Annotated in this window: 24 protein-coding genes; 20 read left to right on the top strand and 4 right to left on the bottom strand. The window is 69.5% G+C overall.

Going from position 1 to position 24,824, the window contains the following annotated elements; genetic code table 11:
• Positions 1-80: 80 nt before the first annotated feature.
• From KHC27_RS00945 to KHC27_RS00880, 14 genes are all read left to right on the top strand, one after another.
• Positions 81-872 (top strand): nitrilase-related carbon-nitrogen hydrolase, encoded by a 792-nt coding sequence (locus KHC27_RS00945; RefSeq protein WP_213333962.1) that lies wholly within the window; start codon positions 81-83, stop codon positions 870-872.
• 229 nt (positions 873-1,101) lie between these two features.
• Positions 1,102-2,505, top strand: coding sequence for an MmgE/PrpD family protein (locus tag KHC27_RS00940; protein WP_213333961.1), 1,404 nt, complete (start codon positions 1,102-1,104; stop codon positions 2,503-2,505).
• Positions 2,502-4,106, top strand: coding sequence for an FAD/NAD(P)-dependent oxidoreductase (locus tag KHC27_RS00935; RefSeq protein WP_213333960.1), 1,605 nt, complete (start codon positions 2,502-2,504; stop codon positions 4,104-4,106). The genes KHC27_RS00940 and KHC27_RS00935 overlap by 4 nt, the downstream gene beginning before the upstream one ends.
• A complete protein-coding gene (locus KHC27_RS00930; RefSeq protein WP_213333959.1) occupies positions 4,093-5,271 on the top strand; it encodes an NAD(P)/FAD-dependent oxidoreductase in 1,179 nt (392 codons plus the stop codon). The genes KHC27_RS00935 and KHC27_RS00930 overlap by 14 nt, the downstream gene beginning before the upstream one ends.
• 93 nt (positions 5,272-5,364) lie before the next feature.
• Complete coding sequence (locus KHC27_RS00925) at positions 5,365-6,456, top strand: GlxA family transcriptional regulator (protein WP_213333958.1); 1,092 nt, start codon at positions 5,365-5,367, stop codon at positions 6,454-6,456.
• A gap of 32 nt (positions 6,457-6,488) precedes the next feature.
• Positions 6,489-7,730, top strand: coding sequence for an aromatic ring-hydroxylating oxygenase subunit alpha (locus KHC27_RS00920; protein ID WP_213333957.1), 1,242 nt, complete (start codon positions 6,489-6,491; stop codon positions 7,728-7,730).
• A 245-nt stretch (positions 7,731-7,975) separates the two neighbouring features.
• Entirely contained in the window at positions 7,976-9,094 is a 1,119-nt protein-coding gene (sfnG, locus tag KHC27_RS00915; protein ID WP_213333955.1) for a dimethylsulfone monooxygenase SfnG, read from the top strand.
• The gene (locus KHC27_RS00910) at positions 9,091-10,092 is read left to right on the top strand and encodes an AMP-binding protein (RefSeq protein ID WP_246518640.1); all 1,002 of its coding nucleotides are present in this window, start codon (positions 9,091-9,093) and stop codon (positions 10,090-10,092) included. The genes sfnG and KHC27_RS00910 overlap by 4 nt, the downstream gene beginning before the upstream one ends.
• Positions 10,093-10,103: 11 nt before the next feature.
• Positions 10,104-10,907: an ABC transporter ATP-binding protein gene (locus KHC27_RS00905; protein ID WP_213333953.1), complete on the top strand. Its 804-nt coding sequence runs from the start codon at positions 10,104-10,106 to the stop codon at positions 10,905-10,907.
• 7 nt (positions 10,908-10,914) lie between these two features.
• The gene (locus tag KHC27_RS00900; protein WP_213333951.1) at positions 10,915-11,796 is read left to right on the top strand and encodes a branched-chain amino acid ABC transporter permease; all 882 of its coding nucleotides are present in this window, start codon (positions 10,915-10,917) and stop codon (positions 11,794-11,796) included.
• Between the two features lie 3 nt (positions 11,797-11,799).
• A complete protein-coding gene (locus KHC27_RS00895) occupies positions 11,800-12,882 on the top strand; it encodes a branched-chain amino acid ABC transporter permease (protein ID WP_213333949.1) in 1,083 nt (360 codons plus the stop codon).
• Positions 12,883-12,957: 75 nt separating this feature from the next.
• On the top strand, positions 12,958-14,292 hold the full coding sequence (locus KHC27_RS00890; protein ID WP_213333947.1) for an ABC transporter substrate-binding protein: 1,335 nt from the start codon (positions 12,958-12,960) through the stop codon (positions 14,290-14,292).
• A 98-nt stretch (positions 14,293-14,390) separates the two neighbouring features.
• Positions 14,391-15,770: an ABC transporter substrate-binding protein gene (locus tag KHC27_RS00885; RefSeq protein WP_213333946.1), complete on the top strand. Its 1,380-nt coding sequence runs from the start codon at positions 14,391-14,393 to the stop codon at positions 15,768-15,770.
• Between the two features lie 60 nt (positions 15,771-15,830).
• On the top strand, positions 15,831-16,610 hold the full coding sequence (locus tag KHC27_RS00880) for an ABC transporter ATP-binding protein (protein ID WP_213333945.1): 780 nt from the start codon (positions 15,831-15,833) through the stop codon (positions 16,608-16,610).
• A gap of 127 nt (positions 16,611-16,737) precedes the next feature.
• Here the strand turns inward: KHC27_RS00880 and KHC27_RS21805 are convergent, their stop codons facing one another.
• A complete protein-coding gene (locus KHC27_RS21805) occupies positions 16,738-16,869 on the bottom strand; it encodes a hypothetical protein (protein WP_281416943.1) in 132 nt (43 codons plus the stop codon).
• A 352-nt stretch (positions 16,870-17,221) separates the two neighbouring features.
• Here KHC27_RS21805 and KHC27_RS00870 point away from each other — a divergent pair, with 352 nt between their 5' ends.
• The 5 genes from KHC27_RS00870 (at position 17,222) to KHC27_RS00850 (ending at position 20,592) form a co-directional block, all read left to right on the top strand.
• The gene (locus tag KHC27_RS00870; RefSeq protein WP_246518638.1) at positions 17,222-17,368 is read left to right on the top strand and encodes a hypothetical protein; all 147 of its coding nucleotides are present in this window, start codon (positions 17,222-17,224) and stop codon (positions 17,366-17,368) included.
• Positions 17,369-17,400: 32 nt separating this feature from the next.
• Positions 17,401-18,585 carry a methionine ABC transporter ATP-binding protein gene (locus KHC27_RS00865; RefSeq protein WP_213333944.1) on the top strand — a complete coding sequence of 395 codons (1,185 nt, stop codon included), beginning with the start codon at positions 17,401-17,403 and terminating at the stop codon, positions 18,583-18,585.
• A 4-nt stretch (positions 18,586-18,589) separates the two neighbouring features.
• A complete protein-coding gene (locus tag KHC27_RS00860) occupies positions 18,590-19,255 on the top strand; it encodes a methionine ABC transporter permease (protein WP_213334111.1) in 666 nt (221 codons plus the stop codon).
• A gap of 24 nt (positions 19,256-19,279) precedes the next feature.
• Positions 19,280-20,065, top strand: a complete 786-nt coding sequence (locus tag KHC27_RS00855) for a MetQ/NlpA family ABC transporter substrate-binding protein (protein ID WP_213333943.1) — start codon at positions 19,280-19,282, stop codon at positions 20,063-20,065.
• Positions 20,066-20,142: 77 nt separating this feature from the next.
• Positions 20,143-20,592 (top strand): RrF2 family transcriptional regulator, encoded by a 450-nt coding sequence (locus tag KHC27_RS00850; RefSeq protein WP_213333942.1) that lies wholly within the window; start codon positions 20,143-20,145, stop codon positions 20,590-20,592.
• 31 nt (positions 20,593-20,623) lie between these two features.
• Here the strand turns inward: KHC27_RS00850 and KHC27_RS00845 are convergent, their stop codons facing one another.
• The 3 genes from KHC27_RS00845 to tauA all read right to left on the bottom strand — a co-directional run bounded on the left by KHC27_RS00845 (position 20,624) and on the right by tauA (position 23,482).
• Positions 20,624-21,553 (bottom strand): ABC transporter permease subunit, encoded by a 930-nt coding sequence (locus tag KHC27_RS00845; RefSeq protein ID WP_213333940.1) that lies wholly within the window; start codon positions 21,551-21,553, stop codon positions 20,624-20,626.
• Positions 21,550-22,323 (bottom strand): taurine ABC transporter ATP-binding protein, encoded by a 774-nt coding sequence (locus KHC27_RS00840; RefSeq protein WP_213334108.1) that lies wholly within the window; start codon positions 22,321-22,323, stop codon positions 21,550-21,552. Before KHC27_RS00840 ends, KHC27_RS00845 begins: the two co-directional genes overlap by 4 nt.
• 139 nt (positions 22,324-22,462) lie before the next feature.
• Positions 22,463-23,482 (bottom strand): taurine ABC transporter substrate-binding protein, encoded by a 1,020-nt coding sequence (gene tauA, locus KHC27_RS00835; RefSeq protein ID WP_213333939.1) that lies wholly within the window; start codon positions 23,480-23,482, stop codon positions 22,463-22,465.
• A 693-nt stretch (positions 23,483-24,175) separates the two neighbouring features.
• On the opposite strand from tauA, the gene KHC27_RS00830 reads away from it, so the two are divergent.
• Positions 24,176-24,781 carry an MFS transporter gene (locus tag KHC27_RS00830; RefSeq protein ID WP_213333938.1) on the top strand — a complete coding sequence of 202 codons (606 nt, stop codon included), beginning with the start codon at positions 24,176-24,178 and terminating at the stop codon, positions 24,779-24,781.
• Positions 24,782-24,824 lie beyond the last annotated feature (43 nt).

Below are 24,824 nucleotides of genomic sequence, written 5' to 3'. Positions count from 1 at the left end.
CGGCGAACCGTCAACGGACCACACCGGCACATGGCGGGCCGGGGCTTTGGGCCCCGGCCCTGCCGCGCGAAGGACACCCCATGACCGACAGCCTGCGCATCGCCATCGCCCAGAGCGGGCCCCCGCCGGAGAGCCATGACGAGGCGCTCGTGCTGCTCGAGCGCGCGGTGGTCGGGGTTGGCGGCGCCGATCTCATCGTGCTGCCGGAACTCGCCCTGTGCGGCTATGGCGTGCCCGAGCGGGTGCGTCGCCTCGCGGTGGCGCAGGACTCCCCGTTCATCGCCCGGGTGCGCGAACGTGCCCGGCGCACGGCGACCGGCTTCATCCTGGGCTATGCCGAAGAGGCGGGCGGGAGCCTCTACAATGCGGCTCTCGCCATCGGCCCGGACGGCGCCATCCGCGGCAATTATCGCAAGGTGAATCTCTGGGGCGCCTACGAAAAGAGCCAGTTCGCCCCCGGCACGCCTTCGCCGGTCATGGCCTGGGGTGCGCTCCGGCTGGGTCTGCTGATCTGCTACGACCTCGAATTCGCCGAAGCGGCGCGCGACCTCGTGCTGCGCGGCGCGGATACGCTCGTCGTCCTCAGCGCCACCAGCCATCCCTACCGGATCGTTCCCGAGGTGCTGGTGCCGGCCCGAGGTTATGAGAATGGCTGCCACGTCGTCTTCGCCAATGCCGTGGGACCGGACGCGGGGGTGGACTTCATCGGCATGAGCCGCATCACGGCGCCCGACGGCTGCGTTCTCGCGGCCGCCACCTCGGAGGGGGCGGAGCTGATCGCGGCCGATGTGAGCCGCGCCACGGTCGAGGCCTGGCGGGCCGGCCATGATTATCTCGCCGACCGCCGGCCGGACATCTACCGTCTGGGCTAGGCTGCGCGTCCTGTCGGCGGTGCCGGGGCGCGCCGGCAATTGCTTCCGCGCCGGTGCCGGCCTGCGGCCGCCCGGCCAACGTCATCGTGCCCCTTCGGTGGCATGAGAAGGCCAGCCAAGGGTTCTCGAGGTGGCCGCCCGAAACGCACCGTGCCCGATGTCGCATTCCTGATGGCGCGGGTCGCAAAGACGAGGGTGCGGGGCGGGTCGGTGGCGCAAGGATTGCGGCATGCCGCGTCGCGGGAACGTCGGGATACGTTTCCCAAGCCGGGGCTGGGTCTATCAAGGCGACATCATGCACGTCCAGAATTTCATCCACGATCTCAGCTATGCCGACCTCCCCGCGCCCGTCGCCGCGCTCGCGCGGCGCTGCCTGCTCGATCTGATCGGCGTTGCCGCCAGCGGCCGGCGCACCGATCTGGCGCGGATCGTCACCAATCATGCCGCGCGCCAGTTCGGCGCGGGGGAGGGCGGCAGCGTCCGCATGATCTTCGACGGGCGGCGTGTGTCGCCGGCCGGCGCGGCCTATGCGGGGGCGTCGCTGATCGATTCGTTCGACGCCCATGACGGCCACGCGCTGACCAAGGGCCATGCCGGTGTCGCTGTCCTTCCGGCGCTCCTTGCCTTCTGGGAAGCGGAAAATCTGGCGCTCGACGACCGCGAGGTGCTCACATCGCTGGTCATCGGCTATGAGATCGCCACCCGTGCCGGCATCGCCCTGCATGCCAGCGCCTGCGACTACCATACGTCCGGGGCGTGGAACGCGCTGGCCTGCGCCGCGCTCGGCGCCCGGCTGCTGAAGCTCTCCCCGGCGCAGACCCGGGAAGCGCTCGGCACGGCCGAGTATCACGGCCCGCGCAGCCAGATGATGCGCTGCATCGACCACCCCACCATGCTGAAGGACGGCTCCGGCTGGGGCGCGCTGGCCGGCGTTTCGGCGGCCTATCTCGCTGCGGACGGCTTCACCGGCGCGCCCGCGCTGACTCTGGAAGCCCCGCAGCAGCAGGCGCTGTGGGCCGATCTCGGCAGCCGCTGGTACATTCTTGAACAGTATTTCAAGCCGTACCCGGTCTGCCGCTGGGCGCAGCCGGCGGTGGAGGCGGCGCGCCGGCTGATGGCCGCGCATGGCCTCACCGGCGCCGACATCGCCGAGGTCGAGGTGCGCAGTTTCGCCGAGGCGGTGCGCCTTGCCTCGGCCCGACCGGCCACGACCGAGGAAGCCCAGTACAGCCTGCCCTTCCCGCTGGCGGCGATGATCCTGCGCGGGCGGCTCGGGGCCGACGAGATCACCGGCGCCGGGCTGACCGATGACGCGGTGCGGAACCTGTCCGCGTCCATCCGGCTCGTCGAGGACCCGGCCATCTGCGCCCGCTTTCCCGCCGAACGCTTCGCCGTGGTCTCGCTCGGCACCCGCGACGGCCGCCACTTCACCTCGGAATGGACGCAGGCCGAGGGCGGACCGGCAAATCCGCTGAGCGACGGGGACATCTCGGCCAAGTTCCAGGCCCTGGCCGGCCAGCTTGGCGCCAACCGGCGGCAGGCGATCGAAACGCTGGTCGCCGGCATGGGCGGCGGCGCTCCGGCGGCGGACCTCGCCGAGCTGGTGCTGGCGCCGGTCGGAGCGGCCGAATGAATGCCGGTCGGGGCGGCGTCGACCTCCGCTCGGTTGCCGGTAAGGAACTCAGCATCGACGGCCACGCGCAGCTGCTCGTCATCGGCGCGGGCCCCGCGGGCCTTGCCGCTGCGCTGGAGGGCGCCGGGCGCGGTCTCTCGGTCATGCTGGTCGACGAGAACCCGGTGCCGTTCGAGACGATGGGCGAGAGCGTGCCGCTGCATTTTGGCGGCCGGGCCGGCGGGGTGGTGCGCAACCGCAACGCCATGATGGAGGCCATGCTCGACAGCGCGCCGGGCCTCGCCGCCGCCTTCGATCTGGGGGTGGAGGTGCGTCTCGGCACCGCCTGCTGGGGGCTCTACGCCAACGGCACCAATCTCGGCTGGATGCCCGCCCCGCTTGCCGGCCTCGCCGATGAGGCGAACGGCACGTATCTGGTCAGCTTCGACCGGGCCATCGTCGCCACCGGCCGGCGGGACATGGGGCTCGCCTTCCCCGGCTGGGAGACCCCGGGGGTGATGGGCGCGACGGCCGCCGTGCGGCTTGCCGCGCGCTATGGCGCGCTCGAAGGCCGGCGCGCGGTGGTGCTGGGCACCACGGCGGAAGCGCTGCTGGCCGCGCTCGACCTGCACGCCCATGGCCTCGCGGTGGCGGCGGTGATCGAGCAGGCGCCGGCGCCGGTCGGGCCGGCCGATCTGCTGGAGCAGGTGAGCGCCGCCGGCGCCGCGCTCATCTGCAGCGAGACGGTGCGCGCGATCGAGAGTGACCTGAATGGCGTCACCGCCGTGCGTACCGGCACGCAGACGCTGCCCTGCGACCTCGTGGTGCTCGGCGTCGGCGCGGTGCCGATGGTCGATCTGCTCGATGCGGCCGGCTGCCGGCTCGGCTTCGATGCCGCCCGCAGCGGCTACGTTCCCGTGCTGGACGGGCAGGCGCGCACCAGCGTCGCCGTCATTCAGGCGGTCGGCGACTGTGCCGGGCTCTGGCCGTCTAAGAGCCGGAATGCCGGCATCGCCGAAGCCGAGGCCCGCCATGCGGCGGCGTGCGCCGCGGCCACCCTCGGAATGCCGGGCGATGCGGTGGCGGCCCCGCCGGCGCCGGGGCCCGCCCCTTACGACCTCGGCGCCTACCGGAAGGACTGGGTGCGTGCCAGCGTGATCGAGGCGGCGGGCGAGCCCTATGTCTGCCAGTGCGAGGAGGTCACCGCGCGCGAGATCCTCGAGCTGCGCCCCCCGCGCTATCTCGACTGGAACAGCGCCGACAACCGCCGCCGCAGCCTTGAAAGCCTGCTCGGCGAGGGTCCGCCGCACCCCGACCAGATCAAGCGCCTCACCCGCGCCGGCATGGGCTCCTGCCAGGGCCGCCGTTGCCGCGAGCAGATACAGGCGCTGCTCGCCCTGCAGGCGGCGGTGCCGCTCGACGCCGTTCCCCTTGCCGGCTATCGCGCGCCCGTCCGTCCGCTGCCGCTCAAGGCCGCCGCGCCGCGCAACGAGGCGCCGGCCTTCGGCGAGCAGTGGGATTCCTGGTTCGGCATGCCCCGCCAGTGGGTGCCGTTCTGGGATGTCGAGGGGGAGTACACCGTGGCCGGCCTCGCCGTGGAAAAGCCTCATGCCAGCGAATGACCACGCGCCGTCCGATACCGTGAGGGGAGCCGCCGTCATCGTGGTCGGCGGCGGCGTCACCGGGCTTTCCGCCGCCTGGTGGCTGGCGCGCGCCGGCGTCGATGTGCTGGTGGTCGAGAAGGGGCTGGTCGGCTGGGAGGCATCGGGGCGCAATGGCGGGGGCTGCTCGCACCACCATTCGCCCCTCTTCGCCGAGGAGCAGCGGCTCTGGCCGCTGATGGATCAGCTTCTCGGCTATCCCACCGAGTTCCAGCCCAACCGGGTGCGCATCGCTCTGAACGAGAGGCAGCTGGCGCTCTACAGCCGGGCGGTGGTCAATGCCCGCCACCAGGGTTTCCGCATTGATGAGCTCGAGGCGCGGCAGGTGCGCGATCTGGTGCCTCTGGCCGGCGACAACGTCTTTGCCGGCCACTACTACCACTTCGGCGGCCACGCCAACCCGCACCGTACCGTGCAGGCCTACGCCTGGGCTCTGCAGGACCTCGGCGGCAGGGTGCTGCAGCACACGGCGGTCACCGGCTTCGCCACCGAAGGCGGCCAGGTGGTGGCCGTCGAGACGGCGAGGGGCCGCCTCGGCTGCGACCATCTCGTGCTGGCCGCCGGCCCGCAGACCGGGCGCCTTGCGGAAATGCTCGGCGTGAACCTGCCGCTCAAGGTCGCGCGCGCCGAGATGATCGTCACCGAGGCGCTGCCGCTGATGCCGCTCGGCGGCGTCGATGGCAACGGGCTCTACGGACGGCAGACCCTGCGCGGCAATCTCGCCTATGGCGGGGGGCCGCATGAGTGGGTGGAGACGGAGGAAATGCCCGGCGGCCCGCGCCCCGCGACGCCGCTGATGCAGAACATCGCCAAGCGGGTGGCCGAGCTGCTGCCGCTTGCCGGCCATGCCCGGATCATCCGTTCCTGGGCCGGGCTGATCGAGAACACGCCGGACGGCCGGCCGGTGATCGACCGCCCGGAAGGATGGGACAACCTCACCCTCGCCACCCTTTCCGGCGTGGGCTTCGGCCTGTCGCCGGCGAGCGGACGGGCCATCCAGCAGCTGGTGACCGACGGCGCCTGTTCCTTCGCCGATCTGTCGACCCTGCGCCTGTCGCGTTTCGCCCGGCTGGAACCGGATTGGGCGGCGCTGCAGGGGTGGCAATCGGCGGCCATGGCGTCCTGAAGGCAGGGCAAGCGTGGCCCCGGTGTCGGATTAATTGCCTTGGTGACGGTTTCGCGGCATTCTGGGCGCCTCCTTTCCGCAGCCGGGGCGCGCATGTTCTATGACGAGGCGGCCGAGCCTCTGACCTTCAGCTTCCTGCTGATCGAGAACCTGTCGCTGATGAGCCTGTCCTCGGCCATCGAGCCGCTGCGATCGGCCAACCGGCTGATCGGGCGCGAGGCGTTCCGCTGGCGGCTGTGCAGCATCGACGGCGAGCCGGTGGTCGCCTCCAACGGCATTCGGCTCGACGCGCTCCCGGTGGCGCAGGCGCTGGAGGGCGCCCACGCCATCTTCGTCTGCGGCGGCATGCGCATCGCCCCGGACGACGTGACGCGCTATCTCGCCGTGCTGCGGGGAGCGGCCCGGCGCGGCATCGCGGTGGGTTCGCTCTCCACCGGCAGCTATCTCCTCGCCTGGGCCGGCCTGCTCGATGGCTATCGCTGCACCATCCATTGGGAGAACGGTGCCGCTTTCGAGGAGGATTTCCCGAAGGTGATCGCCACCGGCAAGATCTATGAGATCGACCGTGACCGCATGACCTGCTCGGGCGGCACGGCGGCCATGGACATGATGCTGCACGTCATCGCCGACCGTACCGATCCCGACCTTGCCCAGCGCGTGGCAAACCAGTTTCACCACGAGCGCATCCGCGACGCCAATGACGAGCAGCGTGGCGGCCGGCTCCGCCGCGTCGGCAGCCTTCCCGCACCCCTGCAGCGCACGGTGCAGACCATGCAGCGCCATCTCGAAACGCCGGTCAGCGTGGCCGAGCTGGCAGAGGTGGCGGGTTTGAGCCCGCGCCAGCTGGAGCGGCTGTTCAACCAGCATCTCGGCATGACGCCGGCACGCTACTATCTCTCGCTGCGGGTGGACCGGGCGCGCGAACTGCTCATCTACACCAACCAGCCCATACTGGAGATCGCGGTCGCCGTCGGCTTCGCCTCCACCTCGCATCTCGGCCAGTGGTTCAGGCGCCTGTACGGCATGCGGCCCCGCGAGCTGCGGGCGCGGGCCGGACAGCGGCAGCCCGGGCCGGGGCCGGCAGCCGGAGGCCCGGCGGATTTCCTCCCGCCCCCGGCCGGCAGCGATGTCGGCACCCTGTCGCCCGCTGTCGCATTCGGGACGGACCTGCCGCGCGAACCATAGGATACTGGCCTATCGCAGGTCGGGAGCCGGAAATGGGCGCGAGCGAAAAGGTGGCGGAGCTGATGGCGCAGTACCGGGCGGGCTTCAGCCTGCCGGGGCCGCTCTATTACGATGCCGAGGTGTTCGAGGCGGAGATGAAGGCCGTCTTCGGCACGCAATGGCTGTTCGCCTGCAACGAGTGCGAGGTGAAGGAGCCGGGCGATTACCTCACGCTGGAGATCGGCCGCAACTCCATCATCATCGTCCGCGACGACGATGGCGCGGTGCAGGCGTTCCACAACACATGCCGCCATCGCGGCTCGCGTATCTGCCAGGAGCACAAGGGCACGGTCGGCCGGCTGGTGTGCCCCTATCACCAATGGACCTACGATCTCGATGGCGCGCTGCTCTCCGCCACCCAGATGCCCGAGGATTTCGACCCCCGCCATTATGCGCTGAAGCCGGTGCATGCGGCGAATGTGGCCGGGCTCATCTATATCTGCCTCGCGGAAAATCCGCCCGATCTCGAGACTTTCAAGCAGACGGTGACGCCCTACATCGCGCCGCACCAGCCGGCGCGCACCAAGGTGGCGTTCGAGTCGGTGCTGGTCGAGCGGGCGAACTGGAAGCTCGTCATCGAGAACAACCGCGAATGCTATCATTGCGCCGGCAATCATCCGGAACTTCTGGTCTCTCTGGTCGAGGCGGCGCTGCCTGACGATACCCGCACCCACTGGTTCGGCGAGCTGATGGCGCGCAAGGCGCAGGAATGGGATGCCCTTGGCCTGCCGCATCGTCCGGCGGCGGGCGGCATCGAGTTCCGCTGCATCCGCCTGCCCTTCAACGAGGGCGTGGCCTCGATGACGCTGGACGGCGAGCCGGCCTGCAGCAAGCTGGTGGGCGACCTCACCGAACGCGATCTCGGCTCGGTGCGCATGTTCCACGTGCCGAACAACTGGAACCACTTCCTCTCCGACCACATCATTCATTTCCGCGTGCTGCCGCGCGGGCCGATGGAGACCGAAGTCCGCACCACCTGGCTGGTGCATGAGGACGCGGTCGAGGGCAGGGACTACGACGTCGCCCGGCTGAAGGAGGTGTGGGAGATCACCAACCAGCAGGATCAGCAGCTCGCCGAGCAGAATTTCCTCGGCGTGCAGTCCGACGCCTATGAGCCCGGGCCTTATTCGCCCACCGGCGAATTCATGATCCTCGACTTCAACCGTTGGTACATGTCGGCCATGGCGGCCTGTCGCTCGCCCGGCGCGCCGGGGTTGCGCGTGGCGGCGGAATAGGGCGCGCGGCCGGCGCGTCGTCCGTGTCGCGCGTCGGCTGGCGGCTCCGGTGGGGCCGGTCCCCGCCCGGACATGGTGCCGCCCGCCGGATTGAGCCGCCGCGAGGCGGGGCAGAGGCGGCCGCGCCGCCTTGTCCATTGCAGCGCAACCGAAGCCGTTTAAATGCGTGCAGGTGCACAAACACCCTTGCCACGGCCAATTATATATTTAAACTATAGACAATACGATTAATTCGGATCGCTCCCATGCCTGATGCCCTCGCCCCCTATCTCGATGAACCCGTCCGCTTTGCGTACTGGGTATCGAATCTCTCCGGCGGCCAGGTGGTCAGCCAGATCGAGCAGCGCACGAGCTGGGATTTCGACTACAACGTGAAGCTCGCCCGCGCCGCGGAGAAGGCCGGCTTCGACTTCGCCCTCTCGGCCACGCGCTTCGTCGGCGGCTACCGGGCCGACGGGCAGCACGAGGCCAGCACCTTCGCCATGTCGCTGCTCAACGCGACGGAGCGGCTCAATGTCATCGTCGCCATCATGACCGGGTTCTGGCACCCGGCCGTGGTCGCGAAGATCGGCGCCACCGCCGACCACATCTCCAAGGGGCGCTGGCATCTCAACATCGTCAGCGGCTGGTTCAAGCACGAGTTCGACGTGCTCGGCGTGCCGTGGCTCGATCACGACGAGCGCTACCGCCGTTCGACCGAGTTCATCAAGGTGCTCAAGGGCATCTGGACCGAGGACGAGCTCACCTTCCACGGCGACTACTACAATATCGACCGCTGGCACCTGAACCCCAAGCCAACCTTCAAGCCCCACCCGCTGATCTTCCAGGGCGGCTCCTCCACCGCCGCCCGCCGCATGGCGGCCGAGCATTCCGACTGGTACTTCACCAATGGCGGCTCGGTGGAGGAGCTGCGCTCGCAGGCGCTGCAGGTGAAGACCGGCGCCGCCGGCTTCGGGCGGCGGCTGCGCGTGGGCGCCAACGCCTTCATCATCGCCCGCGACACCGAGGCCGAGGCGCGCGAGGTCCATGCGGAAATCCTCGCAAAGGCCGATCCCGCCGCCGTCGCCGGCTTCGCCGAGGCGGTGAAGCAGGCCGGGCAGGCGACCCGGGATGGCGTCGGCAACTGGGCGAAATCCACCGCCGCCGACCTCGTCCAGCCCAATGACGGCTTCAAGACCAACCTGATCGGATCGCCCGAGCAGGTCGCCCTCCGCATCCTCGAGCTGAAGCGCAACGGCATCGACCTCGTCCTCGCCGGCTTCCTGCACTTCCACGAGGAGGTCGACTATTTCGGCCGCCGGGTCCTGCCGCTGGTGCGTGAGCTTGAAGCCGAGGCGGCGCGCCGTGCGCCGGTGCTGGCATGACAGCGCCCCGCCCGCTCGTTCCCGGCCATCTCCCGGACGGCCAGATGACCCGCCTCGCGCCGCACAACCTGCCCGCCGCCGATCCTTCGGCGCCCCTTCGCGGGGCGGAGGTCGGCGAGACGATCCGCGAGCATGCCGCCCGCACGCCGGGGCGTCCGGCCTTCCTGCACAAGCGGCATGGGCGCTGGCTCAGCTTCTCCTGGGCCTATGTCCGGCAGGAGGTCGCCCGTCTGGAAGCGGTGCTGCGCGCCCAGACCGCCACGCGGGCCGGCAGCGACATCCGGCTGGCGGTGAGCGGAGCCTATGACCCCGATCTCGTGATCCTCGCGCTGGCGGCGCTCGCCGCGGGCGGCAGGGTGCATGCCGTCGATCCCGCCCTCGCCGGCGAGGATCTGGCCCGCATCCTGGCCGTCGTCGCCCCGACGCAGGCTTTCGTGCAGGGCCGCCGCGCCATCGGCGCCTGGCTCGATGTGCGGCCCGGCGCGAGCCGGCCGCTGCCGCTCTTCGTCGCCCGGCCCTTCGTCGCCGGCAACGAGACCTGGACCATCGTTCCGCTGCGCGATCCCGCCGACGACCTCGCTGCGGCGACCCCGCGGCGCCCGGAGCGGCCCGAGGGCGTCGTCTGGGTGGACGAGGGCACCCAGTGGCAGGGCGGGCTCGGCAGCCTCCTCGATGTGCTGCTGGACGAGGGCCGCACCGTCGCCTTTCCCGAAACCGTCGCCTCGGCGCTTCGGGATCGGCGCGAGCTCCAGCCCACCGCGCTTCTGCTGTCCGCGGCGCGCAGGGCACGCCTCGGTGAGGAGGATCGCGCCCGTCGCGGCGCGGAGGGCAGCACGCTGCGGCGGCTGACGGACTGGGCGGAGCGGTCCTCCGGCCTCCTCGCCCACGCGGTCAACCGTCGTCGCCTCGCCGTGCTGGGGCTTGGCGGCCTCGACATTCCCCACACCCACGCCGCTCCGAACGCCGCCGTCGGGCGCGCGGCCGATGCGACGGCCTAGGACGTCCGACGATGAGCATCCCCGCGACCCACGCCGCCAGCCCCAGCGCGCCGCCGCTCCTCGACGTGCGCGGCGTGTCGCTGTCCTTCAAGGGTGTGAAGGCGATCTCGGATCTCTCCTTCTCGGTCGCCCGTGGTGAAATCTGCGCGCTGATCGGCCCCAACGGCGCGGGCAAGAGCTCCCTGCTCAACGTGCTGAACGGCGTCTATGTCGCCGACGCCGGCGAGGTGGTGTTCCAGGGCGAGCATTTCCGGCAGATCGAGCCGATCGACGCGGCCCGGCGGGGCATCGCCCGCACCTTCCAGAACAACGCGCTGTTCAGGAAGATGAGCACGCTCGACAATGTGCTCACCGGCCTCGCCCGCCACACCCGTTCCGGCCTGCTCTCCCAGGCCCTCCGCCTGCCAGGGGCCCGGCGGGAGGAGGCCCGGCTGCGCGAGAAGGCCGAGGCCATTCTCGATTTCCTCGACCTCCAGGCCTATCGCGACTTCACCGTCGGCAGCCTCGCCTACGGCATCCAGAAGCGCATCGAGCTTGCCCGTGCGCTGGTCTCCTCACCCACGCTCCTGCTGCTGGATGAGCCACTGGCCGGCATGAACGCCCGCGAAAAGGCCGAGATGAGCGCCTTCGTGCGCGACATCAACCGCGACCTCGGCATCACCGTCGTGCTGATCGAGCACGATGTCGGCATCGTCCTCAGCCTCTCCGACCACGTCGTCGTCCTCGATTACGGACGCAAGATCGGCGACGGCGCGCCCGACGCGGTGAAGTCCGACGCCGCCGTCATCTCCGCCTATCTCGGCGCGGTCCATTGAGCCCCTCATGAACCTCTTCCTCGAAACCCTGATCGGCGGCCTGCTGGCGGGCACGATGTACTCGCTGGTCGCGATCGGCTTCGTGCTGATCTACAAGGCCAGCGGCGTGTTCAACTTCGCGCAGGGCTCCATCCTGCTCTTCGCCGCCCTCACCTTCGTCACGCTGCTGGAGAAGGGGCTGCCCTTCGTGGCCGCGCTGGCGGTGACCATCGCCATCCTCATTCTGGGCGCCATCGTCATCGAGCGCACGGTGCTGCGCCCGCTCGCCAACCGCAGCCCGATGACGCTGTTCATGGCGACGCTCGGCCTGTCCTATGTGGTGGAGGGCGCCGCCCAGGGGATCATGGGCGCACAGGTCCATGCGCTCGACCTCGGCATCGAGGACGTGCCGATCTTCCTGGGCGACGTGCTCATCAGCCAGTTCGACCTCGTGGCGGCGACGACGGCGGTGGCGCTGGCGCTGATCCTGGCGCTTCTGTTCAACAACACCCGCATCGGCATCTCGCTGCGCGCGGTGGCTGACGACACCCGCGCCGCGCTGTCGGTCGGCATCAACCTCAACCGGATCTGGCAGATCGTCTGGGCGGTCGCCGGCATCGTCGGGCTGGTGGCGGGCATGCTGTGGGGCGCCCGGCAGGGCATCCAGTTCTCGCTGTCGCTGGTGGTGCTGAAGGCGCTGCCGGTGCTCATCATCGGCGGCTTCACCTCGATCGGCGGCGCCATCGCCGGCGGGCTGATCGTCGGCGCCGCGGAGAACCTCGCCGAGACCTATGTCGGCCCGTATATCGGCGGCGGCATCACGCCGTGGTTCCCCTATTTCCTCGCCATCGCCTTCCTCTACATCCGCCCCGCCGGCCTGTTCGGCGAGCGGGCGCTGGAACGGGTGTGACCCATGAGCCAGACCCTTTCGAACCCGCCGCTTGTGAGCCGGGGCGTCGCCCCCGTCACCCGCCTCGCGCCTGTCGCCCTGCCCGGGCCCCGCCTCGGCCTCGGCCTTCCCGCCCTGCTGCTGCTCGCCTTCGGGGTCGTGCCGCAGCTCGGCGGCGAGTATTGGCTGGGCGCCATTCTGGTGCCCTTCCTCATCCTCTCGCTGGCGGGCCTCGGCCTGAACCTGCTCACCGGCTATGCCGGGCAGACCTCGCTCGGCTCGGGCGGCTTCATGGCCGTCGGGGCCTTCGCCACCTTCGGCTTCGTGGTCCATGGCGGGTTGCCGCTGCCCCTTGCGATCTTCCTGGCGGGGCTGGTCACCGCCGGCGCGGGACTGGTGTTCGGCCTGCCCAGCGACCGCATCAAGGGCTTCTACCTCATGGTGAGCAGCCTCGCCGCGCAGTTCTTCTTCGAGTGGCTGTTCCAGAAATTCCCGTGGTTCTACAATTACGGCTCGTCCGGAACCATCACGCTGCCACGGCTGGAGCTGTTCGGCTTCGATATCGGCTCGGCGCAGGGGCGCTACTACGTCACGCTGTCGACCGTCGTGCTGCTCACTTGGATCGCGGTCAGTCTCACGCGCAGCCAGATCGGGCGCAACTGGATGGCGGTGCGCGACATGGACACCGCGGCCGCGGTCATCGGCATCCCGGTCTACCGCTCCAAGGTGGTCGCCTTCGCCGTCTCCTCCTTCTATCTCGGCATCGCCGGGGCGCTGTGGGCCTTTCTCTATCTCGGCTCGGCCAGCGTGCAGAGCTTCGGCATCTCCCGCTCGTTCCAGGTGCTGTTCATCATCATCATCGGCGGCATGGGTTCGATCGCCGGCAACTTCATCGGCGCGGCCTTCATCAGCCTGCTGCCGCTGGCGATCGACCACATCGCGCAAGGCTTCTTCGCCGGCCATGTCGACGCCGGCCTGCTGCAGAACATCCAGAAGGCGATCTTCGGCCTCCTCATCATCGGCTTCCTCATCAAGGAGCCGGACGGGCTGGCGCGCCTGCTGCGCACCCTCGGGGAGCGGCTTTCCAACTGGCCGCTCCGCTTCTGAACCCTGACAGGACGTGACGCTCTCGGGACGCGAACACGCTCCGCCCCACGCACCGATCCTCTACTGGAGAACACGATGAAACGCCTCCTCCTGACAGCGCTGCTGGCCGCGTCCGTCGCGACCACCGCGCTGGTCCCGCCCTCGGCCTTCGCCGACAGCAAGGAACAGTATGTCCCGCTGCCGACCTACCGGGTCGGTCCCTATGCCTCCTCCGGCACGCTCTGGTGGGCCGGCACGCTCGACTATTTCCGCTACATCAACGAGGTGGAAGGCGGCGTGAACGGGGTGAAGCTCAAGGTCGAGGAATTCGAGACCGAGTGGAGCCCGGACCGCACCGTCGAGGTCTATGAGCGCGTGAAGAACGGCAAGGACGGCGCGCCCGTCGCCTTCTTCTTCACCCACGGCACCCCGGCCTCCTATGCGCTGATCGAGAAGGGCGCGGCGGACAAGATCCCGCTCATCGACCCCGCGGGCGGGCGCACCGAGTCGACCGACGGCACCGTCTTTCCCTATGCCTTCCCGCTGCTCTTCAACTATTTCAGCCAGGCCTCGGTCGGCATCAACTACATCGCCCAGAAGGAGGGCGGCTTCGACAAGCTGAAGGGCAAGAAGATCGTCACGGTCTACCACGACAGCGCCTATGGCCGCGAGACGCAGGCGGCGGTGGAGCTTCTCGCCAAGAAGTACGGCTTCGAGAATTACCAGATTCCGGTCGCCGATCCCGGCAACGAGCAGTCGCCGCAGTGGCGCCAGGTCCGCGAGATCAAGCCGGACTGGGTGTTCCTGCGCACCTGGGGCGTCTCGACCCCGGTCGCGATCAAGACCGCCCAGCGCTTCGGCATTCCCGCCGACCACATCATCGGCGACGTCTGGGCCGGCTCGGAAGCCGACGTGATCCCCGCCGGCGCCGCCGCCAAGGGGTATCAGGCGCTCGCGCCCTACCCGGGCGGGGCCAGCTTCGAGATCCATGACCGCCTGCGCAAGACCATTCTCGACACCGGCAAGAGCGACCTGAAGGACAAGAAGTTCTTCGGCGCGGTCTATTACAATATCGGCCTCATCAACGCGGTTCTGGCGGTGGAGGCGTTGCGCGCGGGCCAGGCCAAGTTCGGCAACAAGCCGCTCAATGGCGAGGAAGGCCGCTGGGGCTTCGAGCATCTCACCATCGACGATGCCCGCCTGAAGCAGATCGGCTTCTATGGCCTGCTGCAGCCGATCAAGCTCACCCCCTCCGATCATGAAGGCGGCGGCGCCGCGCGCATCCAGCAGTGGGACGGCGAGAAGTGGGTGCTGGTCACCGACTGGATCCAGGCCGACCGCGACACGCTGCGCCCGCTGATCGAGGCGAAGTCCGCCGCCTATGCCAAGGAGCACAACATCACCCCGCGCAGCCCGACAGCGGAAAACTGACGGGCCCGCAACGGACCGGCGGAGGGCAACGGCGCCCTCCGCCGGTCTGCGAACACCACGGCGCCATTGAACTGACGGCGAACAGGGTCTGATCCGCCATGACACACTTTCACACCGCGCGCCGCACCGCGGCCGGCCTTGTGCGCGCCCTGTCCCTCGCGGCCGGCCTTCTGGCCGCCGTGTCCAGCGCGGCGCTGGCCGTCGACACGACGCCCGGGCCGGATTCCGACAAGCAGTTCCTGCCCATCGCCAGCTTCCGCGTCGGTCCCTATGCCGGCGCCGGCGTGCAGATCTGGGCGGGGCGCATCGACTATTACCGCTATCTCAACGAGGTCGAGGGCGGCATCAACGGGGTGAAGATCGTCTGGCAGGAATGCGAGACGGAATGGACCGCCGAGAAGGGCATCGAGTGCTATGAGCGCTTCAAGCATGGCCTGAACGGCGCGCCCGTTGCGGTCTATCTGCCGAACGGGGCTCCGGCGGCCTATGCGCTGACCGACCGTGCGGCCGAGGACAAGCTGGCGCTGATCACCCTGGCCTATGGGCGCACCGAGGCGACCGACGGGCGGGTCTTCCCCTACATCTTCCCGGTGATGCTGACCTTCTACAGCGAGGCTTCGGTTTTCATCAATTACGTGGCGCAGCGCGAAGGCGGGCTCGACAAGCTCAAGGGCAAGAAGATCGCCACCGTCTATCACGACAGCGCCTATGGCCGCGAAACGCTGGAGCCGCTGGCCCTTCTGGCCAAAACCTATGGCTTCGAGAACATCCAGATTCCCGTTCCCGACCCCGGCAATGAGCAGTCCTCGCAGTGGCGCCAGGTCCGCGAGGCCAAACCCGACTGGGTGTTCCTGCGCACCTGGGGCGTCTCCACCCCCGTCGCCATCAAGACGGCGGCCCGCTTCGGCGTCCCGGTCGATCACATCGTCGGCGATGTGTGGGCGAGTTCCGAGGAGGATGTGCTGCCGGCGGGCGAGGCCGCCAAGGGTTATCTGGCGCTGACGCCCTATCCCGGCGGCACCGGCTTCGACATCCACCAGCGGCTGAAGAAATACATCGTCGACACCGGGAAGAGCGACCTGCGCGACACCTCGAAATTCGGCAGCGTCTATTACAATTCCGGCCTGGTCGACGCCGTCATCACCACGGAGGTCGTGCGCACGGCGCAGCAGAAGTTCGGCAATCGCCCGATCACCGGCGAAGAGGGCCAGTGGGCGCTGGAGCATCTCCGGCTGGACAACGCCCGGCTGAAGGAGAACGGCTTCTACGGCCTCGTGCAGCAGGTTCAACTGACCCCGGCCGATCATGAAGGCGGCGGTGCGGCCCGCGTCCAGCAATGGGACGGCACGAAATGGACGCCGGTCAGCGACTGGGTTCAGGCCGACCGCGCCCTGCTGCGCCCGCTCATCGACGCCAAATCCGACGCCTATGCGAAGGAGAAGGGCATCACCCCGCGCGATCTCGGCGCGGAACAGTGAACCGCTCGGCCGGGCGGGGCGACCCGTCCGGCTGTCTCTCCTCCCGATCAGGATAGATCCATGGTCAGCGAGAGCCCATCCAGAAACACCCCATCCGTTCCACTGATCGAGGTCGAGGGAATCGAGGTCGTCTATGACGGCGCCATTCTCGCTCTTGCCGATGTCTCGCTGACGATCGGGCGCGGCGAGATCGTCGCCCTGCTCGGCGCCAACGGGGCGGGCAAGAGCACGACGCTGAAGGCCATATCGGGCCTCGTCGTGGCGGATCGCGCCCTGATCACGCGCGGCACGGTGCGGTTCGGCGGCGAGGAGATTGGCGGCATCGCGCCGAACCTTCTCGCCCAGCGCGGCATCGTGCACGTGCTGGAGGGACGGCACGTGTTTGGCCACCTCACGGTGGAGGAGAACCTGCGCACCGGCACCTTCCTGCGGCGTCCCGGGCGGGCCGAGACCGAGCGCGATCTCGAGGAGATTTACGGCTGGTTTCCGCGGCTCAAGACCAAGCGGCGCACGCCGGCCGGCCTCACCTCCGGTGGCGAGCAGCAGATGCTGGCGATCGGCCGCGCCCTGCTGACCCGGCCGGAACTCGTCCTGCTGGACGAGCCGTCGATGGGCCTCGCGCCGATCATCGTCGACGAGATCTTCGAGATCGTCGCCGCCCTGAACCGGCAGAAGGGCACCACCTTCCTCGTCGCCGAGCAGAACATCGCGGTGTCGCTGCGCCATGCCCATCGTGGCTATGTGCTGGATGGCGGCAAGGTGGTGCTCGCCGCCACCGCCGCCGAGCTGCGGCAGCGCGAGGATCTGCACGAAATCTATCTCGGTCTCGCGAGCGCCTGAGGGATCTGCCCTCATCCCACATCCGCGCCGCGAGAGTGGCCGCCACGTTGCACATGACATCCCGGCCGGGGCCGCCGGGATGTTTTCGCGTATACGCCGTCGGGGCGCGGGCGCGGTGCCCTCCGTCTCACCAGGCGGGCAACACGGGGCCCTCGAATCGGGTGTCGAGGACGTCCTTCACCTCGGGCGATGGATGGGCCTTCACCAGCTTGGCGATGACCGGCTTGTTCTCGTCTCCGGCGCCGTGCGCCGTGGGCATGGGCGCACTGGCGCATTAGTCTATTAATTTGCTTTACAATTGGTGCGTGCCCGGCTAGAACGTTCGCGCGGGTGCCCTTGCCGCCCGCCGCGGGATTTGACACCCGGCAGCTTGCGCCGCGTCACCAATGCTAAAGCGCCACGGAGCGACGTCGTGGTCGGGCAACGCGCTTGAGGAGCTGAGCCATGACCATGTGTTGTCGACGTCTCGTACGGCCCTGACCCACCCCTTCGCGTTTTCAGGACAGTGTCCGGCGGACGGCGTCCCGCCGCGGCCGGCCCCGGGGATGAATGAGATGAGCTCCGTTTTCGATGCGGGCGCCGCGGCGCTTCCGTCTGCCGATGAACCCACCTTGGACGAGATCCTCGCCGATCCCATCGTCGCGCTGATCCTGCGCCGCGACGGTCTGACGGCCGGTGCCGTCCGCGCCAGGCTCGACCGCGAGCGCCGGCGCCTGGCGGCCCATCGCGGCGCGCCGGTGCTGCGCTGCGCCGCCTGAGGCCGCGGGCGACCAGGATTGATGCTCAGAGAATGATGCTGCACGACACCATCGCCGCGGCCCTGGATGCGCCGCTCTTCCCCGAGGCGGCCGCCGCCCCGCCTCCGGCGCTTCAGCCGGGAGCGGCGGCGGCGGAGAGGCCCGGCACGCCGGGCGCCCCCTCCGGTGGCGGCGGGGCCTCCATCGTGCTGCGCGATGTCTCCAGGGTCTTTCCCGCGCGGGGCGGCGATGCGCCGGTCGCGGCGCTGGACAGCATCTCCATCGCCATCCCGCAGGGCGAGATCTACGGGGTGATCGGCCGCTCGGGCGCGGGCAAGTCGACGCTGATCCGCACCATCAACGGGCTGGAGCGTCCCACCGGCGGCGATGTCGTGGTCGACGGCGTCGCGATCAACCGCCTGGGGGATGCGGCGCTGCGCGACCAGCGCCGGCGCATCGGCATGATCTTCCAGCACTTCAACCTGCTCTCCTCGCGCAGCGCCTTCGACAATGTGGCGCTGCCGCTGGAGCTGGCGGGCCTGTCGCGGAAGGCGATCGGCGAGAAGGTGCTGGGGCTGCTCGATCTCGTCGGGCTCGCCGACAAGAAGGACCGCTATCCCATCGAGCTCTCCGGCGGGCAGAAGCAGCGCGTGGGCATCGCCCGGGCGCTGGCGACCGACCCGCGGGTGCTGCTGTCCGACGAGGCGACCAGCGCGCTCGACCCCGAGACCACCCGCTCCATCCTGCGCCTGCTGGCCGAGGTGAATGCCCGGCTCGGCGTCACCATCGTGCTGATCACCCACGAGATGACGGTCATCAAGGAGATCTGCCACCGCGTGGGCGTGATCGAGGCGGGCCGGATCATCGAGGAGGGGCTGGTCTGCGAGGTGTTCGCCCATCCCCGCACGACCACCGCCCGCGCCTTCATCGGCAGCCTGCCCGGGCGGGAGGTTCCGCCCGCGCTGGCGGGGCGGCTGCGCGCGGACCCCGCGGGCGCCGCGCAGACCGTGCTGCGGCTCACCCTCACCGGCGCGGCGGCGGGCCAGCCGCTGGTGACCCGGCTGGCGCGCGAGCTGGGCATCGACATCTGCCTGCTCGGCGGCCAGATCGACAGCATCGGCGCGCTGCCTTTCGCGCTGCTCTATGTCGGCGTTCCCGCCGGCGCCTGGGCCGGGGGGCCGCTGCGCGCCCGGCTGGAGGCGGCCGGCGCGACCACGGAGGTGATCGGCCATGTCTGACTGGATCTCGCCCGCCATTCTCAACCTGATCGTCGGATCGACGCTCGAGACGCTCTACATGGTCGCGGTGGCGGCGCTGATCGGCACGCTCGCCGGGCTGCCGCTCGGCATCTTCCTCGCCACCAGCGGCAAGGGCGAGCTGTTCGAGGCGGTGGCGGTGAACCGCGTGCTCGGCGTGGTGGTGAACGCCACCCGCTCCACCCCGTTCATCATCCTCGTCGTCGCCATCATCCCCCTCACCAGACTCATCGCCGGCACCTCCATCGGCACGACGGCGGCCATCGTGCCGCTCGCGCTGGCGGCGACGCCCTTCATCGCCCGCATCGTCGAGGCGGCCATTCGCGAGGTCGACCAGGGGCTGGTCGAGGCCTCGCTGGCGATGGGCGCGACGCCGCTGCAGATCGTGCGGAAAGTCCTTATTCCCGAGGCGCTTCCGGGTCTCGTGCTGGGCGTCACCCTCGCCATTGTCAGCCTGCTCTCCAACTCCGCCATGGTCGGCGCGGTGGGGGGCGGCGGGCTGGGCGATCTCGGCATCCGCTACGGCTACCAGCGCTTCATGCCGGAGGTGATGCTGCTGGTCGTCGTCGTCCTCATCATCCTCGTCCAGGCCGTCCAGTCCCTCGGCGAAACGCTCGCCCGCCGCGTCAACCGCCGCGTGCGTCGGCTCTGACAGACATTCCATTGGAGAAACAGCATGTTGCTGCGTTCGTCGTTTGCGGTTGCCGTCGCCCTGGCCGCCCTGTTCGGGGGCGCTGCCTCGGCGGAGACGATCCGCATCGCCGTCACCCCCGGGCCGCACGCCCAGATCCTCGAGGCGGTGAAGCCCATCGCCGCGGCGCGGGGGCTCGACATCAAGATCATCGAGTTCTCCGACTATGTCGTGCCGAACCAGGCGCTGGATGCCGGGGAGGTCGAAGCGAACTCGTTCCAGAACCAGCCCTATCTCGACAACCAGAAGAAGGATCGCGGCTACAGGATCGAGCCGGTGGCGCTGACGGTGAACTTTCCGCTCGGCGTCTATTCCAGGAAGTGGAAGGCCTGGGATCAGGTGCCGGATGGGGCGATCGTCGCGATCCAGAACGACCCGACCAATGGCGGGCGCTCGCTGCTGCTCCTGCAGGACAAGGGCGTCATCAAGCTGAAGGACGGCGTCGGCTTCAAGCCCACCCCGCTCGACATCGTCGCCAACCCGAAGAAGCTGACATTCATCGAGCTGGAAGCCGCGCAGACGCCTCGCGCGCTGGATGATGTCGATGTGGCGGCGATCAACACCAACTACGCGGTCTCGGCCGGTCTCGATCCGGTGAAGGACCCCATCCTCAGGGAGGAGGCCAAGGGTCCCTATGTGAACCTGATCGCGGTGCGGGCGGGCGACACCGGCAAGCCGTGGGTGAAGACGCTGGTCGAGTCGTATCGCTCGCCGGAGGTGAAGGCCTTCATTCTCGACACATTCAAGGGTGCGGTCCTGCCGTCCTGGTGAGGAACGCAAGGCCACTCGCCGACGCCCCGGACGCGTTCACGCCGCGCCGGGGCGCATGTGCATGAGCGGGGACGGACATGCTGACGAACAAGGGGAAATACGGCCTCAAGGCCATGCTGTTCCTGGCGCGGCAGCCGGATGGCGCCACCGCGGCGGGACAGGATATCGCCGTCGCCAACGGCATTCCGAAGAAGTTTCTCGATGCCATCCTGCTGGAACTGCGCAATGCCGGCATGGTGCGCACCCGCAAGGGCCCCGGCGGCGGCTATGCCCTGGCAAAGCCTCTCGGCGAGATCCGGGTCGGCCACATCATCCGCGTGCTGGACGGGCCGCTGGCGCCGATCAACTGCGCCAGCAAGAGCGCCTATGTGCCCTGCGCCGACTGCCGCGATGTCGAGGGCTGTTCGGTCCGCATCACCATGACCAAGGTGCGCGACGCCATGTCCGACATTCTCGACCGCATGTCGCTCAAGGACATGATCGTCTTCGCCGAACATCCAGACAGCGATTTCATGTATCAGATCTGAGCCTTGGCGACCGGGGGGTGGCGCGGCCCCTCTAGCTCCGGCCCGCCCATCCCACCAGCACCCGCTCGGCCAGCCGTACAACCAGCTCCAGTGCGAAGGCCACACCGGCGATGACGAGGATTCCCGCCAGCACGACGTCGGTCGCCAGGAAATTGGCGGCGGACTGGATCATGAAGCCGACGCCGCGGGTCGCGGCCACCAGCTCGGCGGCCACGAGCGTGGACCAACCCGCTCCCAGGGCGATGCGGGTGCCGGTGAGGATGGACGGCAGGGTCGAGGGCAGTACGACGAAGCGCAGCACCTGCTGCGGGGTGGCGCCGAGCGCGCGGGCCACGTTCACCCGGTTGCGATCGACCGCGCGCACGCCGGCCGCGGTCGCGAGGATCACCGGCGGCAGCATGGCGAGGGCGATGACCAGAACCTTCGCGGTCTCGCCGATACCCGCCCAGATGATGACCAGCGGCAGATAGGCCAGCGGCGGGATCGGGCGCAGGAACTCGACGATGGGGTCGAGAATGCCCCGCCCGATCGTGCTGAGGCCGATGGCGAGGCCCGCCGGGACGCCGATCGCGAGCGCGGCGGCCAGCGCGGCGAAGACGCGCAGCAGGCTGGCGCCGAGATGCTGTGCCAGCGTCGCGTCGACAAAGCCTTCATTCACAAGCCTTAGCAGCCGTTCGGCCACCGCCAGCGGCGAGGGCAGGAACAGCGGCGGTACCAGCCCGAGGCCGGTGACGACACCCCACACAGCGAGGAATCCGGCGAGGGTGGCAAGCGAGATGGCGACGCGCGGGGGAATGGCCGGCCAGGTCGGCGCCGGCCCGGCGGCGGCCCCGGGCGTCTCCCCGCCTACGCCAGCCTCGCCGCCGCGCTGCCGGGGCACGCCTTCGGACGGGACCAGCAGGGGCAGCGAGATGTCGGCGACCGGCACGGGGTCGAACAGGCGGGCCTGCGGCGAGCTCATGGCGTCACTCCGGTGAAGATCACCGCGCGCAGCCTTTCCCGCGCGGTGGAAAATTCGGGCAAGGATTTGATTTTGCTGCCGGTTTCCAATGCCTTGCGGGCAAAGGGAACCGGCTCGTCGAACACGATGCGGCCCGGCGGGCCGGCGAGCACCACGATCCGCGAGCCGAGATAGAGGGCTTCGTCGAGGCTGTGGGTGACGAACAGGATGGTCTTGCCGGTGCGCCGCCAGACCTCGAGCACAAGATCCTGCATCTGCTCGCGGGTGAGCGCGTCGAGCGCGCCAAGCGGTTCATCCATCAGTAGAATTTCGGGATCGGCAACCAGCGCGCGGGCCAGGCTCACGCGCTGGCGCTGGCCGCCGGAGAGCTGCCAGGTGGCGTGGTCGCCCTTACCGGCGAGCCCGACCAGCGCGAGCGCCTCCTCGGCCCTTTTTCGCCGTTCTTTCAAGGGGATGGAGCGAAGCCGCAGGCCGAAGCCGACATTGTCGCGGGCGTTGAGCCAGGGGTAGAGCGCGTCGGTCTGCAGCACCACCCCGCGGTCGGGGCCGGGCCCCGTCACATGGCGACGATCCACCCGGATTTCGCCTTCGGTCGGTGGGGAAAAGCCGGCTATGGCATTGAGAAGCGTCGATTTTCCACAGCCGGAGGCGCCGAGCAGCACCACCAGCTCGCCGGCGGGAACGCCAAGCTCGATGCCGCGCAGCACCTCGACCTCACCCCCGCGGGGCTGCGGAAAACGGACGCCGAGACGGTGGATGGTCAGTTTCATGAGGTGACCAGTGAGGCCGATCAAACCCATCGGCGGAAAGAAAAGGGTCCGGCATCGACACCCGTGAGGGAGCGCATGCCGGACCGTCAGGTTCGTCGCGGCCTTGCGACCGCGACGCTCGGGAACGGGAGCCGGCCGGTCAGTTCACCTTGGCCGCCTGTTCGGCGGGCACGCGGCTGACATAGGGGCCGTAATCCTTGAGCACGGCGTCGATGCGCCCCTGCTCCTTCAGGAAGGCCGCGGTCTGGACGAGCGCCTCGACCGTGCCGCCGCCGAGCAGGGCACTGGAGAGCTGGTCGGCCAGCAGCGGATACTGGTTGCCCTTGAGCAGTTCGGGAATTTCCTCGGGCTTGGCGCCGGTCAGCTTGGCGATGGCGAGCACCTGCGGCGAGCTGGCGGTCCAGGCTGCGCCGTTCTTGGCGTAATCGGCGTAGGAATCCGCCGTCACCTTCACGAAGTCGGCGACGAGCTCGGGATGCGCCTTGGCGAAGTCCTTGCGCACGATCCAGGCGTCGAAGGTGGGGGCGCCCCATTTGGCGACCTCCGCCGAGGAGGTGAAGACCTTGCCGGTCTCCTTGATCTTGCCGAGCGCGGGATCCCAGACATAGGCGGCGTCGATGTCGCCGCGGGCGAAGGCCGCGGCGATCTCCGGCGGGCGCAGGTTCAGGATCTCGACGCTCTTGGGGTCGACGCCCCAGTGCTTGAAGGCGGCGAGCAGCGAGTAATGGGTGGTCGAGACGAAGGGCACCGCGACCTTCTTGCCCTTGAAATCCTCCGGCTTGGTGATGCCGGCGCCGTTGCGCACCACCAGCGCCTCGGCGTCGCCGAGCAGGGCGGCGACATAGATGGTCTCGATCGGCACCTCGCGGCTGGCGGCGGCGGCGAGCGGCGAGGAGCCGACATAGCCGATCTGGATCGCGCCGGAGGCGATGGCGGCGATCACGTCGGCGCCGCTGTCGAACTTGCGCCAGTCGATGCTCGACTTGGTGGCGGCCTCGTAGGCGCCGCTGGCCTGGGCGACCTTCGCCGGGTCGGCCCCGGTCTGGTAGCCGATGGTGATGTCGGCGGCGAAGGCGGGGGACAGCGAGGCCTGGCCGGCGATGAAGAGGCCAAAGGCAGCCGTGGCGGCGAGCAGGCCGCGGCGGGAAAGACGGGACATTGGATTTTCCGTGAACAGGCTGCCGCTGCGCGCGCGGAAACGCGGCGTTGGGGCCGATTGCGATGTGCGGGCGATGGGTGTGCCGGCAGCCCGGCGGGCGGTCAGCGGCGTCGACAGGTCCAGGTCATAGGCGCCCCCTTGCTCCACGACGCCGGGCCGGGCGGCCCCTGCGGGGGCGGTGCCCCAGCGTCGGTAATGCATCTGAGCAGAGGCGGCGGAGGCGGTCAAGCAGAAATCTATCTTTTTAATAGATTTATCCGGTGTGTTTCGTCGGGGGCCGGAGGCGCGCCTTGAGACCCGGGAGAGGCGAAAGGTCCCGCCGCTGGGCGCCCTTTTCGCCGGCAGGGCTTGGGCGCCGCAACGCCCCGCGGCGCCCATCGCCGTCCCGTTGCCTTTGACGCGGGGCGGGAAAAGCGGCCCGTGGGATGCACTTCCGGCGGCTGTCGACCCGCCGGCGCCGTCCTGCCCAGCGCTTTTCGGCCCCACGCCGGGTGGACCGGCTGATGTCCGGGGCCATGCTGCCTTTCTGGCCCTGGCGCCTTTTGGTCGTACCGCCGGCAGCCGGTGGACAAGCCCGGGCCGGCCGCCGAAGATTACCGCACCACGTCGGGACCGCCCGCGTGGTGCGTGCCACTGCGGCCGGGTCGCCTCGCGAGCGGAGGCGCCGCGGCCGGACGTTCGGGAGCCTGCAGGATGGCTGCAACCACCAGGCAGCGATGGTTCGCGGTGTTCGCCGGCAGCGGCGCGCTCGGCATGATCATGATCGACGCCACCGGCACGGCCGTCGCGCTTCCCTCCATCCAGCGCGACCTGATGCTGAGCCACGGCGCCCAGCAATGGATCATCACGCTCTATGCGCTGACCGTCGCCGCCACCATTGCCACCGGCGGCCGCCTTGCCGATGTCTATGGCCGGGAGCGCACCATCGTCGCCGGGGTCGTGCTGTTCGCCTCCGGCTCGCTGCTCAGCGGCCTGTCCGTCAGCCTGCCGATGCTGCTGTGCGGCCGGGCGCTCGAAGGGCTGGGCAACGTGCTGATGGCGCCGGCCGCCGCGCTGCTGGCGACCGAGGCCTTCGGTCCCGAGCGGCGCGGCCAGTCCATGGGCATCTATAGCGGCCTCGGCGGCCTCGCCATGGTGCTGGGGCCCATCATCTGCGGCGTGCTGGTGCAGCTTGGCGGCTGGCGCTGGGCCTTTTTCGTCAACCTGCCGCTCGCCGCCGCCACGCTGCTGATGCTGCGCGCCGCCGGCCCGGCGGCGGCCAGCCCGCGCGGCGGCAGCTTCCGGCCCGAGGCTGTGTGAAAACCCCTGATTATGCTAGGTTGAGGCACTGCTTCGGAGGTGC

The organism is Ancylobacter lacus, from assembly GCF_018390635.1.
Taxonomy (GTDB): domain Bacteria; phylum Pseudomonadota; class Alphaproteobacteria; order Rhizobiales; family Xanthobacteraceae; genus Ancylobacter; species Ancylobacter lacus.
Note: the sequence above shows the minus strand (reverse complement) of the source record. Positions and strands in the feature narration are given on the sequence as shown.